The sequence below is a fragment of the Pectinatus brassicae genome, from assembly GCF_014201835.1.
Taxonomy (GTDB): domain Bacteria; phylum Bacillota; class Negativicutes; order Selenomonadales; family Selenomonadaceae; genus Pectinatus; species Pectinatus brassicae.
On sequence record NZ_JACHFH010000012.1, the window covers coordinates 41,785 to 55,092 of the forward strand.

Below are 13,308 nucleotides of genomic sequence, written 5' to 3' on the forward strand. Positions count from 1 at the left end.
ACTCCCCTCTTATTCATTATAATCGTCATTATCATCTGCTGAATCAATCTCGGATAAATCGATCGTATCAGCTTCATCTGTATCATCTTCAGTAGTCATATTGCCAAGTTCAGCAATAATATCACTATCACTTATATCTTCGTTAGCATTGTCATTTTCCTGATCATCAGCATTGTCCGCCTGCTCGTCATCATGTTTATGATGTGACTGCTCAGTATCTGAAGCAGCCCCTAATCTTTCAATACCATTATCATTCATTTCCTCTTCGGTATCATGGATCATGATTTCCTGAGCATCTTCTGATAATACTTTGATATCAAGGCCAATACTTTGTAATTCTTTTATCAAAACCTTGAAGGATTCAGGTACACCTGGCTCTGGAATATTTTCGCCTTTAACAATTGATTCATATGTTTTAACACGACCGACTACATCATCTGACTTAACAGTAAGAATTTCCTGCAAGGTATAAGCCGCACCATATGCTTCCAGTGCCCAAACTTCCATTTCCCCAAAGCGCTGTCCACCGAATTGTGCTTTACCACCAAGTGGCTGCTGAGTAACTAAGGAATATGGACCAGTGGAACGTGCATGAATTTTATCATCAACAAGATGATGCAATTTAAGCATATACACACAGCCGACAGTTACTGGATTTTCGAATGGATCACCAGTACGACCATCATAAAGAATGGTTTTACCGTCATCAGAGAATCCTGATGCATGCAAGGTTTTAAATACTTCATTTTCTTTGGCACCATCAAATACTGGTGTAGCAATATGAAGACCTGCTACATCGGGCTTAGGCATGCCATATGTTTCATAGTCATAACCCATAGCCTGCAAACGATCTTTAACTGTAGTGTCACCTGCTTTTATCTGCATACCTAGTTCACGTACAGCCATACCAAGATGTGTTTCCAGCACCTGTCCGATGTTCATACGCGACGGAACACCTAATGGGTTAAGAACAATGTTTACAGGCGTACCATCTGGTAAAAACGGCATATCTTCTTCGCGCATTACACGAGAAACTACCCCTTTATTACCATGACGACCTGCCATTTTATCCCCTACAGAAATTTTACGTTTCTGGGCAATGTATACACGTACAAGATGATTTACGCCTGGTGGCAATTCATCATTGTTTTCACGGCTGAAAATCTTAACATCAACAATCTTACCAGCCTCACCATGTGGAACACGCAATGAAGTATCACGCACCTCACGAGCTTTTTCCCCGAAAATAGCACGTAAGAGTCTTTCTTCAGCGGTAAGCTCAGTTTCACCTTTTGGTGTAACTTTACCAACAAGGATATCGCCTGGACGCACTTCAGCACCAATACGGATAATACCTTGTTCATCAAGATCTCTAAGCGCATCCTCAGCAACATTTGGCATATCGCGGGTTATTTCTTCAGCCCCAAGTTTTGTATCACGGGCATCACATTCATATTCTTCAATATGAATAGAAGTATAGACATCTTCTTTTACAAGCTTTTCGCTTAATAAGATAGCATCTTCATAGTTATAACCTTCCCATGGCATAAATGCCACAATAACGTTATAACCTAAAGCAAGTTCACCGTGGTCAGTTGCCGGACCGTCAGCAATAGGCTGTCCCTTATAAACGCTGTCACCTTTATTAACGATTGGCACCTGATTAATACAGGTTCCCTGATTTGAACGCAGATATTTCTGCAATTTATATATATCAAAATCGCCATTTTCTTTGCGGATAATAATCTGATCAGCTGTTACTTTGCTGATTGTTCCAGCATTTTTAGCCAAAATCATAACACCGGAGTCACAGGCTGCCTTATATTCCATACCAGTACCTACTAAAGGTGCCTGAGTACGAAGGAGCGGTACAGCCTGACGCTGCATGTTTGCCCCCATTAGAGCACGGTTAGCATCATCGTTTTCTAAGAACGGAATCATTGCTGTTGCAATAGATACAACCTGTTTTGGTGAAACGTCCATATAATCAACTGAATCAGCTGGCATAAGACTTGTTTCTTCATGGAAACGAGCTGTTACACGATCTTTTACAAACCAATCATTTTCTAGTTTTTCATTGGCCTGTGCTATTACAATATCATCTTCCTCATCAGCGGTAAGATACTGTACATCATTAGTAACATTTTTATTTAATTTATCCACTTTACGATATGGTGTTTCCATAAAACCAAAGCGGTTAACACGAGCATATGTTGATAGTGAACCAATAAGACCGATATTCGGTCCTTCTGGGGTTTCAATCGGACACATACGACCATAATGGGAGTTGTGAACATCACGAACTTCAAAACCAGCACGTTCACGTGACAAACCACCAGGTCCCAACGCACTAAGACGACGTTTATGGGTAAGTTCACTAAGTGGATTATGTTGATCCATGAACTGTGACAACTGACTTGATCCAAAGAATTCTTTTATTGATGCCACTACCGGACGAATATTTATTAATGCCTGCGGTGTGATTGCCTCATTATCCTGAATTGTCATACGCTCTCTGACAACACGTTCCATACGTGACAGACCAATACGGAACTGATTTTGCAATAATTCACCAACAGAACGAACACGTCTGTTGCCTAAATGGTCAATATCATCAGTGTTGCCTGCACCATCCATAAGATTTAGCAGATAATTTATTGAAGCCATTATATCCTCAATAGTCACTGTACGATGAGAGTATTCCAAAGTTGATGAACAAATCATCTTCATTGGTTTATCAGTATTCGTTTTAACATAGAAAGAAATCATATCGGTTTCACCAAAAATATTTCTTTCCTGTTCAGGCGTAATTGCTTCCAGCATTGTCATATCAATAACAGTATCAGCCGGCACAACAATTTCACCTGTAGTACGGTCAACTAATGGTTCAGTTAATTCATGACCAGCAAGACGACGCTTCCAGCCCAGTTTCTTAGTTATTTTATAACGACCAACTGTAGCTAAATCATAGCGTTTGGGGTCAAAAAACAATCCATCTAAAAGTGCCTGTGAATTTTCAACTGTAGGTGGTTCACCTGGACGCAGACGCTTATAAATTTCTACTAAGGCTTCTTCTTTTGATACAGCATTATCGCGTTCCATGGTATTTATAATACGTGGGTCATCGGCAAACAACTCACTAATAGCCTGATTGGAACTTATCCCTAGTGCACGAATAAGAATAGTCGCCGGCAATTTACGTGTACGGTCTATTCTGACAGAAATGATATCATTGGCATCATTTTCCAATTCTATCCATGCTCCACGATTAGGAATAAGCGTGGAATTATAAAGTTTTTTACCAGTTGCATCGGTAGCTACCCCGTAATATGCTCCTGGTGAACGTACTAACTGACTTACAATAACACGTTCAGCACCATTTATAATAAATGTTCCCGTTTCTGTCATGAGCGGGAAATCACCCATAAATACTTCTTGTTCTTTTATTTCGCCAGTTTCATTATTGATGAGACGCACATTTACACGCAATGGTGCAGCATAAGTAGTATCACGTTCTTTACATTCATCAATAGAATATTTTGGATCGCCTAAAGAAAAGTTTTCAAACGATAATACGAGATTTCCCGTAAAATCCTGAATAGGAGAGATATCCTGAAAAATTTCTCTCAAGCCATCTTTCATAAACCATTCATATGAATTTCTCTGGATATCGAGCAAATGCGGCATATCCATAACTTCTTTAATTTTGGCGTAGCTATACCTTGTTCTTTTTCCTACCGGAACAGGTTTAAACAAAATTTTCACCCCTCAGCACATTTAAACAATAATAAGCAATGACATTAAAAAGGCAAGGCAGTTATCGTTTTTCATACCTTGCTCTCCTAATTTCATAATATTTCATTGTCACCCCGCCTGATATATTTTATCTGTAATTTTAGCTTTACAGATAATTAGCCATTCTGTAAAATCCAATTATAGCACAGCTTTTTTTATTAGTCAATATCATTTTTATTATAAATATAATCATTACGGTGTGTTAAAAGAAAAAGGCTTTCCATCCAAAATGAAAGAAAGCCTTTTTCATAAATCCAATACAATATCAAAATAGCAATTTAGCTGGCCATATCTTTTTTAAAGATACCATCCGAGCCGCGAACAATTCCATTACTAATAGTCATATCATCTGGCACATATAAGACCATCGTATCAGAAACGCGTTTTACTTCGCCTTCCAATACATAACAAACCCCATTTAGAAAATCACACATTCTTTTTTGCGTTTCAGTATCAACTTTTTCATAATTCAAAACTACTGCCTGCTTAGATTTCAAAGCATCAGCAGCTCGTTTTACTTCATCGAATGCATTTATTTCAAATACCTGTATATTCATTTTATTAGTATGTACAGATAAATGTGCTCTTCCATTTGATGTTGAAGAAGGTTTAAGTGATGTTTTTGGTGGTACTGCTTTTTCAGTAATTGGCTTTTCTTCAGTAAAATGTCGTTGTTTCATATCATCAGCTACGGTCTGCTGTGTTGATATATTCTCAACCGGCATTTCGATTTCTTCAACCTCTTCAATTGGCATTAGTAAATTAGCTATTCTATCCATCATTTTCAAAAAAATCACCCCCATACAACATACTTTTTTTATAGTTATTAGAGCTATTCTATGCAAAACTATAAAATCCTTCTAAAAGCATCTATTATTTTGCATTTTTTTTCATACGACCACGTTGCTGTTTATCCAGCACCGTTTTGCGCAAACGAACACTTTCCGGTGTAACTTCTACTAATTCGTCTTTATTAATATATTCTAAAGCCTGCTCCAAGCTCAAAATACGTGGTGGAGTAAGTCGAATAGCTTCATCAGAAGAACTGGTACGCATATTAGATACATTTTTCTTTTTGCAAGGATTGATATCAATGTCAATATCACGACTGTTTTCACCAACAATCATGCCTTCATAAACATGCTGATTAGGTGAAATAAACATTGTTCCTCTATCCTGCAAGGTATAGATACCATAGGAGGTTGTTTCGCCCTGTTCAAAAGCAACGAGTGAACCACGAGCACGACCTGGGATATCACCTTTATAAGGAACATAGCCATGGAATACATGGTTCATAATACCATTACCCTTAGTATTGGTTAAAAATTCTGATCTAAAACCAATAAGACCGCGAGCCGGAATAGTGAATTCCATTCTAAGATAGCCAGACAGCTCAACCATATTAGAAAGTTCTGCCTTACGGGTACCAAGGGATTCCATTACTGTTCCCATAAACTCTTGTGGTACTTCAATAGAAAGATTTTCAATTGGTTCGCAAAGTTGTCCATTAATAGTTTTATAAATAACTTCTGGTTTACCAACCTGTAATTCAAAGCCTTCACGGCGCATTGTTTCAATCAATATTGAAATATGAAGTTCGCCGCGGCCAGAAACCCTGAAAGTATCTGCTGAATCTGTTTCTTCTACTTTTAAGCTTACATTAGTTTCTGTTTCTTTAAATAATCTGTCACGCAAATGACGAGAAGTTACAAATTTACCTTCTTTACCAGCAAAAGGACTGGTATTTACGCCAAAGGTCATTGATAAGGTTGGTTCATCAATATTTATCATTGGTAATGCTTCTGGTTGTTCAGCATCAGCGACAGTTTCACCGATGCTGATGTCACCAAGACCTGTTACAGCAACAATCTCACCTAATCCGGCTTCTTTTACTGCAACTCTTTTAAGTCCCTGATATTCAAGTACTTGACCAATTTTTGCTTTTCTTTGGTCATCACCGCTTATAACTACAACGTTTTGACCTTCTCTAGCACTGCCACGAATGATACGACCGATAGCAACGCGGCCTACATATTCATCAGAATCAAGTGTAGTTACCATCATCTGCAGCGGACCATCAGCTTCCCCTTTTGGTGCCGGAATTTCTTTTATTAGAAGATCCATAAGTGGCTGCAAGCTGTCACTTTCATCTTCCATTGCCATTTTAGCAATACCATCGCGAGCAGTAGCATACACTACCGGGAAATCAAGCTGATCATCATCAGCACCTAGTTCCATGAAAAGTTCTAACACTTCATCATAAACATCATCAACACGTTGGTCAGGACGGTCTATTTTATTTATTACAACAATTGGTTTTAATTTTTGTTCCAGTGCTTTCCTGAGAACATATTTAGTTTGCGGCATAGGGCCTTCAAATGCATCTACTAATAAGAGTACCCCATCAACCATGTTTAAAACACGTTCAACTTCACCGCCAAAATCAGCATGGCCCGGTGTATCTACTATATTTATCTTTATGTCCTTATACATAACAGCTGTATTTTTCGATAAAATAGTAATACCGCGTTCACGTTCCAAATCATTGGAATCCATAACGCGTTCCGCCACTTTTTCATTAGCACGAAATACATGGCTTTGTCTCAGCATGGCATCAACCAATGTTGTTTTGCCATGGTCAACGTGGGCAATTATGGCAATGTTTCTAAGTTTTTCATTAATGTTCATGATAAAAATACATTCCTCCAGGAAATAATCTCATTATTTAATTGTTTATCTTCATAAGCATAGTATAAAAAACGATTACTGTCAATTACAATTATTTCTCAGATATATTTTTCTCAACAAAAATAAAAAATGCCATAAAAAAAACACCACACTACTAACAATCTATATAAAATTAAAAAGGCTGACGTACACTTTTAATAATGTGCGTACAGCCCTTATAGAACATTCACATGGCAGCAGTGTCAATTAGGTATTATGCGCAATGGCGCCGCCAACTACAGCACCAATAGCTGCATCAGTAATAGCATGGGCAGTTTTATGTTTTTTGCTCTTACTTCCCATTATAGCTCCAGCTGCACCACCAACTACAGCCCCCGTAGTAGCCTTACTGTAATTAACTGACTGTGCTGTATTTCCTGTATAAGTCATTCCTGACTGCATAACAGCATTACTGGAAATCCCGGCAACTAATAAGCATGAAAATACTAATGGCAATATTTTGTTTAATTTCATCTATATCACAATCCTTTATTTTATTTTCTGTGAAAATATAAACTGTTGATACACTGCCATGTGAATATTATATATTATATATCCTAAAAACTAATTTATTAATATGATATACTATATTTTTTATAAAAATGTGTCTTTTTTATGTTATTTCGTAGATTTTCATCACAGTCTTGCAAAAAAAGAATTAACCATGTTACAATAATTACCCAGTCCATTTTAATAGCCAAACTATTATTTTATTCACTGTATTTTTTTCAATGAAGGAGGGATATTAGTTTTACGCCACTCTGGATAGTGCACAACACTATCTGTCTTTCGAGCTCAACGTATTACATATATTTTAAGAAAGAGGTACATAATTAATGGAACAAAAAAAACGTATTTTATTTATAGCAATTGGTTTAATCATTGTATTAGGCATAATCTCAGCGGCTGGCTATTTTCTCTATTACAAAAAAACACCTGCCTACTCTTTAAATCTGATTCGCAAATCAGTACAAAATCATGATTGGGATACTTTCCAAAAGCATGTTGATATTGATCAAACTTTATCAGCTGCTATTGACGATGTAACAGCAACACAAAATCAAAAAAATGCTTCACTGCTTGGTAATGGATTAGTAAAAATGCTTAAACCAGTAATTATATCCGAAGTAAAAAGCAAACTTAAATCTTACATTGAAAACACTTCATCACAAAAAGATGATTCCGATAAAGCAAAATCAAATGATTTATCTTCAAACCGCATGACCAAAAAACTTACAGCTACTACCGGCTTAGAAGTCACTGAATTTAAGGGTATTGCCTACACCAAAAAAGAAAACGGCACTGCTACTGTCGGGTTATCTCTATACAATAAAGATCTTGATAAAACATTTGTACTCGATTTAAAAATGCACCAGCTAGATGACGGTACCTGGCAAATAATAAAAATTGACAACCTCAATAAATATATTGAAGAAATAAAAACTGCTGAAAAAGAAAAATTGGTACAGCTCAATAAATCTTTACAGGACCAGCTTAATAAGACTGTTGATTTCGGTAAAATAACGCCAAGCATCACAGATGGTACAGGCTTAATGTTTGGTAAAATACTGCATTTAGAATTTCCTGTCACCGTTACTTCTGATAAAGAACTGCTGGGATTTCAGGCCCAGCTTACTATTACCGATAAAAATGGTACAATATTATCGGAACGTAAAATATCCGGTCGTATCCCTGCTGGTCAAACAAGCTTTAATAAAAAAATCAGTATCCCTTTAAACAATGATTCACCATTATTAAAAGCTGATTTAAATACAGTAAAAGTAACCCTTAATACTTCAGCAATTGCTGACAAAAATAAAAAGGTAACTAAATTACGTACCAGCCTTTTCGACAAAAACTAACAAAAATGGTTGTCCACACGTTGTAACAGTGTGGACAACCATTTTTTATACATTTACACCTAGAAAATATTTAGCGGCAATACCAATAGCAAAGGACAATGCTGCAACGCCAAGACTGATTAATGCCATTTCGAAGAACTTAGGCCAAAACTCAGTTGCCTGTACTACTGCAATATAATAATTAAACGAAAATATTATAAACACGGCCACTGCAATCATGATAATAAATGCTGAAATATAATACCCATCTGGTAAAACCAAATAAGGCAACACCAGTAATACAACCGTTATAAGATAGGCACTGCCTGTATATATACTAGACCTTAAAGCATCATCTCTTTTTTCCGCCCTTTGTGCCAGATAATTGGAAGCCGCCATTGATAAGGTTGCTGCTCCTCCCGTGACTATAGCTGCTAACGCCACTAACCGTGTATTCATCAAGGCAAATGTTATCCCGGCAATTGTGCCTGTCAACTCTACCAAAGCATCATTTAACCCCAATACCACTGACCCCACGTACTTAAGCTCCTCATCAATCATGGCAATTAAGCGCATTTCGTGTTCTTCTTCCTGCAAAATTATCGTCTTTGCCACAGGAATCTGCTCACTTATCTGCTGCAATTCCATCTGAGTGTATTTTTCTTTTCGTTCCATATATCTTATAATAAAAGTCTGTCCTAAAATAAAGAATAACACATTATAAATCATTACGGTAAACCAATCTGGCTTTACTTCCTTTTGCGTAAAATCGTACCATATTTTATAATGCTCATATTCAGCTGCAGCAAATTCCAACAATGCCATTTTTTTACTATCATCTTTTATCTTTTGCGCTATTTTTTTATATAAAATACTTGCCGTTATTTCATCACGCTGAAATTTAATAATTCTTTTATAATTTGTTTGCGATAATTTCATAATATATGGTGTATATTGTTAAAACACCAACACCTCATTTCTATTATTTAACTTCGTATTATAACATAAAAATGACAATCTACATCATTATTTTTTATTTCCGATCTTGTCAGAGGAAATAGTTTCCATAATATTGAATATAAAAAAAGCTTTATTTTGTATTTTCGAGGTGCTATATGTATTTTCCTAGAATCTTTTTTATTATTTTATGTCTATTTAGTTTTTTTACCTTAATCAGCGTATGCATAATCGCCTGGGAAAAAAGAAATATCCCGTTCAGTAAATGTGTGCTTTTCTTAACCTCATCTGCTGCCATATACGCATTAGGTTATACCTGTGAATTATCCAGCAACAGCCTTACTGCTATAAAATTTTGGCTGCATATCGAAAATATAGGTGTATCCTTTATTCCTACGGCCTGGATAATTCTTTCCCTGCAGCATACCGGACTACGTTTTAAATATAATAAATTACTAATAGCCTTTTTACTTATTTTCTCCTCCATTACACTTATATTGAGTGTAACAACCGACCTGCATAATTTGTATTATAAATCTGTGACACTTAATACTGCTGCCCCATTCCCCATCGCTAAAATAAAGGCTGGCCTTTGGTATGATATTCATATAGTATTCAACAATGCCGCTGTGTTATTAGGCAATATCTTTTATCTAATTTATTGGCGAAAATCAGTCTACCCGGAAAATCAACCTGCCCTTATATTTTTTTTAAGTTCACTCTTCCCCTGGATAATAGCACTTATCTACACATGCGGCTATATTCCTTGGGGGCTTGATCCTTCGCCTGTTTCTTTTCTAGTGCCTAGTATTGTATATGGCTGGGCTATATATAGTTTAGATTTATTTGAAATCATCCCTCTAGCACAAAAAAAATCTTCGAAACATTATCTGATGCTATCTTAATATTTGATAAAAACGGGATTTTAGCTGATTTCAACAAGGTCTGTAAAAATATTTTCCCATACCTAAGAGAACGACAAATAGGTAAATCGGGCCTTATTCTATTTTCCCACAATACCATCATGCTTAAGCTAATGAAAAGTGCGCCTGAGCTCATATTAGAAATGGAAATCAAACGAAAACCCCGACAAAAATATCAGGCCAAGCGAATCAACTTGATGAATGGGAAAAAACTTATTGGCTTTATTATAACCCTGCATGATATTACATTTTTTTCCAATAAACTTGACACGCTGCAAAGCAAAGCCTCAACTGATCCTTTGACCGGCATTGCCAATCGCCATAAATTACAAGAGGACATTGCTTTATTACTTGAAATGTCACCTGATGAAGACATGGATTTATCTCTTTTGCTTATTGATGTTGACAATTTTAAAATTATTAATGGTAAATGTGGCCATCTCGGCGGTGATACTGTTTTAAAGACTTTTTCCAGGATCTGTGAGAACAATCTGCGTCCAAATGATATTTTAGGCCGTTATGGCGGGGATGAATTCATTATTATTCTTCCCGCTGCAAGCATTGATACCGCCTTGGAAATTGCTGAAAAAATTTGCTGTTCAATCGCAGCCAAAAATGTGTTTATAAATAATTCTCTAACTATAAATATAACAGCAAGCATCGGCATCGCGCATACCACTAATGCAAAAACACCACTTGATATTAAAAATTTAATAAACAATGCAGACATTGCCTTATATAATGCCAAAAAAGCAGGCCGTAACTGTGTACGTCTCTACCAATAAAAATTACACTTCAACCATGATAAAATCAACATGTTTGAGCTGTATGCCATTATTCTACTTGCAAGCGAAGTAACTATATTATATACTTAGTAGATGAATAAATGATAGTTTAGTATGAGACTATATAGTTTCAGCGAAATCACAGGAGGAATAAATTTTATGTTCAATCCTATGGGCGGCAATATGGCCGGCATGATGAAAAAAGTACAGAAACTGCAGCAGGACATGGCAAAAATGCAGGATGATTTAAAAAAACAAACAGTCGATGTCTCCAGCGGCGGCGGTGTAGTTAAAATCGTTATGAACGGTGAAAAACAAGTCGTTTCCCTAAAAATAGACCCGGCTGCCATTGATCCAGAAGATGTTGATATGCTCGAGGATCTTATTTCTGCGGCTATAAACGAAGCTGTAAAAAAAGTTGATGATATGATGGCTTCTGAGATGGGCAAACTTACTGGCGGTCTTAATTTACCACCAGGAATGTTTTAATGCAGTATATTGAACCTCTGGCCAAATTAATCGAACATTTACGCGCGCTGCCGGGAATTGGCTCCAAAACGGCAGCGCGTCTTGCATATCATATCCTTGATATGGAACCAGCCAAAGCTAAAGCATTAGCCCAGGCCATAATTGAAGCCAAGGAAAAAATCGGCTTTTGCAACACCTGTTTCAACTTAAGTGATACCAACCCCTGCAGTATCTGTTCATCGGCAAACCGTGACCACTCAATTATCTGTGTTGTGGAACAGCCGCGTGATGTCGCTGCGCTGGAGCGGATGCGTGATTATAAAGGTGTTTATCATGTGCTGCATGGCGTTTTATCACCACTTGAAGGTATCGGCCCAGAGGATATAAGAATAAGAGAACTGCTGCTTCGTTTACAAAACACTACGGTTAAGGAACTTATAATGGCTACAAACCCTAATATTGAGGGAGAAGCTACCGCCATGTACATAGCTCGTCTGGTAAAACCAGCCGGCATAAAAGTATCCCGTATTGCCCACGGCTTGCCAGTAGGCGGCGATTTAGAATATGCCGATGAAGTTACATTAGCCAAAGCTTTGGAAAACCGCCGTGAAATTTAATCTACTAATTTTCAAAGGATATTTATAATATGATAAGTGCAAATCTAGTGATAGCTTTTTGTATCGGCTTGCTTATATTATGCCTGATAACAAAAATATTATCTCTGCCAGTAAAAACTTTATGGAAACTTATTTACAACAGCATCATCGGTGCTATCTGCCTTTGGCTTGTAAATCTTGTTTTAGGTCTGGCAATTCCTATAAATTTTGTAACAGCTTTAGTTGCTGGTACTTTAGGGATTCCTGGTGTACTGCTGGTAGTAATTTATTACTTAATTAAATAATAATGTTTTATGCCAAAAGAGGTAACAGCCACACAATAAATTTGTGGTTGTTACCTCTTTTTTCATCAATCTATATATTCATAACACCATAATGGACATTGCTATAACGTCCACCAGCTATCTTAGTAAATCCCAAGCGAGAAAATTCCCGGCTTTTACTATTTTCCTTAAAAACAACTTTTTTTCTGGCGACACGCCGCGCCTGGACTATACTTTCTGCATCTACTGCTGATATATCAGCTAATTGCCGCAATGGCTGTAAATGAATGCTGTCTTGCAGTGGATGACGAAACATCGGATCAAAGTAAACAATATCAAAACTATCATCCGGCAATTGCCGTAAATAATCTTTATAATTGATATTTATAACTTTAATATTGCGCATAGCTTCATCCATTGCCGTTATGCCCGAATTATAGTTTTTAAGGCCATCGCTTATTACCAATGATAACAGCTCATCTGTCTCTAATCCTACTACCTGTATTTTACTTATAAATGAACTCACTAAGGCATCAGCAGCAAATCCCAATGTGCAGTCAAGCACTGTCATCCCTGCTTTTAATCCCATAGCCTCAATCATATTATCCGGCTCTTTTTTTAATAATTTTTTTATGCGCAATTGTGCCATATTAGGATGGAAAAATAATTCGCCCACAGCTGTCACTATAACTATTTTCGTTTTTTTTACCAATAAAATTTTATCCAGCTGCTGTTCTATTTTTAACTGTTCTAGCGATTTGCCATCTCTTTCTACAAAAGGCATCTGACATTTTTCAGCTAATTGCTGTGCTTTTTTATAGCTTTTTTCATCTATTTTGCGGCCGGTAGTTATAAAAAACTTATCCATATTTCCTGCTTTTCTCATTTCTTATACTTCTCAGTAAAAATCAGCCAGCACTGCTGGCTGATTT

General features: G+C 36.7%; 12 protein-coding genes. 6 read left to right on the plus strand and 6 right to left on the minus strand.

Features of this window, described 5'->3' with window-relative positions:
- Positions 1 to 9 precede the first annotated feature (9 nt).
- From rpoB to HNR32_RS06035, 4 genes are all read right to left on the minus strand, one after another.
- Positions 10 to 3,756: a DNA-directed RNA polymerase subunit beta gene (rpoB, locus tag HNR32_RS06020; protein WP_183860705.1), complete on the minus strand. Its 3,747-nt coding sequence runs from the start codon at positions 3,754 to 3,756 to the stop codon at positions 10 to 12.
- 317 nt (positions 3,757 to 4,073) lie between these two features.
- Positions 4,074 to 4,577 (minus strand): cell division protein SepF, encoded by a 504-nt coding sequence (locus tag HNR32_RS06025; RefSeq protein WP_231038082.1) that lies wholly within the window; start codon positions 4,575 to 4,577, stop codon positions 4,074 to 4,076.
- A 91-nt stretch (positions 4,578 to 4,668) separates the two neighbouring features.
- The gene (typA, locus tag HNR32_RS06030; RefSeq protein WP_183860709.1) at positions 4,669 to 6,483 is read right to left on the minus strand and encodes a translational GTPase TypA; all 1,815 of its coding nucleotides are present in this window, start codon (positions 6,481 to 6,483) and stop codon (positions 4,669 to 4,671) included.
- 246 nt (positions 6,484 to 6,729) lie between these two features.
- Positions 6,730 to 6,996, minus strand: a complete 267-nt coding sequence (locus HNR32_RS06035) for a glycine zipper domain-containing protein (protein ID WP_183860711.1) — start codon at positions 6,994 to 6,996, stop codon at positions 6,730 to 6,732.
- Between the two features lie 362 nt (positions 6,997 to 7,358).
- Between HNR32_RS06035 and HNR32_RS06040 the strand changes: the two genes are divergently transcribed.
- Positions 7,359 to 8,384: a hypothetical protein gene (locus HNR32_RS06040; RefSeq protein ID WP_183860712.1), complete on the plus strand. Its 1,026-nt coding sequence runs from the start codon at positions 7,359 to 7,361 to the stop codon at positions 8,382 to 8,384.
- A 45-nt stretch (positions 8,385 to 8,429) separates the two neighbouring features.
- On the opposite strand, the gene HNR32_RS06045 is transcribed toward HNR32_RS06040, so the two are convergent.
- Positions 8,430 to 9,302, minus strand: a complete 873-nt coding sequence (locus HNR32_RS06045; protein WP_183860714.1) for a VIT1/CCC1 transporter family protein — start codon at positions 9,300 to 9,302, stop codon at positions 8,430 to 8,432.
- 176 nt (positions 9,303 to 9,478) lie between these two features.
- Between HNR32_RS06045 and HNR32_RS06050 the strand changes: the two genes are divergently transcribed.
- The 5 genes from HNR32_RS06050 to HNR32_RS06070 all read left to right on the plus strand — a co-directional run bounded on the left by HNR32_RS06050 (position 9,479) and on the right by HNR32_RS06070 (position 12,397).
- A complete protein-coding gene (locus tag HNR32_RS06050; protein ID WP_183860716.1) occupies positions 9,479 to 10,225 on the plus strand; it encodes a histidine kinase N-terminal 7TM domain-containing protein in 747 nt (248 codons plus the stop codon).
- 161 nt (positions 10,226 to 10,386) lie between these two features.
- Positions 10,387 to 11,028 (plus strand): GGDEF domain-containing protein, encoded by a 642-nt coding sequence (locus tag HNR32_RS06055; protein WP_183860718.1) that lies wholly within the window; start codon positions 10,387 to 10,389, stop codon positions 11,026 to 11,028.
- Between the two features lie 159 nt (positions 11,029 to 11,187).
- Positions 11,188 to 11,517, plus strand: a complete 330-nt coding sequence (locus tag HNR32_RS06060; protein WP_183860720.1) for a YbaB/EbfC family nucleoid-associated protein — start codon at positions 11,188 to 11,190, stop codon at positions 11,515 to 11,517.
- Complete coding sequence (gene recR, locus HNR32_RS06065; protein WP_183860722.1) at positions 11,517 to 12,113, plus strand: recombination mediator RecR; 597 nt, start codon at positions 11,517 to 11,519, stop codon at positions 12,111 to 12,113. Before HNR32_RS06060 ends, recR begins: the two co-directional genes overlap by 1 nt.
- Positions 12,114 to 12,142: 29 nt before the next feature.
- Complete coding sequence (locus HNR32_RS06070; protein WP_183860724.1) at positions 12,143 to 12,397, plus strand: pro-sigmaK processing inhibitor BofA family protein; 255 nt, start codon at positions 12,143 to 12,145, stop codon at positions 12,395 to 12,397.
- 70 nt (positions 12,398 to 12,467) lie between these two features.
- Here HNR32_RS06070 and HNR32_RS06075 read toward each other — a convergent pair whose 3' ends face one another.
- Positions 12,468 to 13,262, minus strand: coding sequence for a class I SAM-dependent methyltransferase (locus HNR32_RS06075; RefSeq protein ID WP_231038071.1), 795 nt, complete (start codon positions 13,260 to 13,262; stop codon positions 12,468 to 12,470).
- Positions 13,263 to 13,308 lie beyond the last annotated feature (46 nt).

Coding starts and splice junctions, on each gene's coding strand:
- HNR32_RS06040 (WP_183860712.1), top strand. CDS start 7,359: ATGGAACAAAAAAAACGTATTTTATTTATAGCAATTGGTTTAATCATT.
- HNR32_RS06025 (WP_231038082.1), bottom strand. CDS start 4,577: ATGATGGATAGAATAGCTAATTTACTAATGCCAATTGAAGAGGTTGAA.
- HNR32_RS06050 (WP_183860716.1), top strand. CDS start 9,479: ATGTATTTTCCTAGAATCTTTTTTATTATTTTATGTCTATTTAGTTTT.
- HNR32_RS06070 (WP_183860724.1), top strand. CDS start 12,143: ATGATAAGTGCAAATCTAGTGATAGCTTTTTGTATCGGCTTGCTTATA.
- typA (WP_183860709.1), bottom strand. CDS start 6,483: ATGAACATTAATGAAAAACTTAGAAACATTGCCATAATTGCCCACGTT.
- recR (WP_183860722.1), top strand. CDS start 11,517: ATGCAGTATATTGAACCTCTGGCCAAATTAATCGAACATTTACGCGCG.
- HNR32_RS06055 (WP_183860718.1), top strand. CDS start 10,387: ATGGAAATCAAACGAAAACCCCGACAAAAATATCAGGCCAAGCGAATC.
- HNR32_RS06045 (WP_183860714.1), bottom strand. CDS start 9,302: ATGAAATTATCGCAAACAAATTATAAAAGAATTATTAAATTTCAGCGT.
- HNR32_RS06035 (WP_183860711.1), bottom strand. CDS start 6,996: ATGAAATTAAACAAAATATTGCCATTAGTATTTTCATGCTTATTAGTT.
- HNR32_RS06060 (WP_183860720.1), top strand. CDS start 11,188: ATGTTCAATCCTATGGGCGGCAATATGGCCGGCATGATGAAAAAAGTA.
- HNR32_RS06075 (WP_231038071.1), bottom strand. CDS start 13,262: ATGAGAAAAGCAGGAAATATGGATAAGTTTTTTATAACTACCGGCCGC.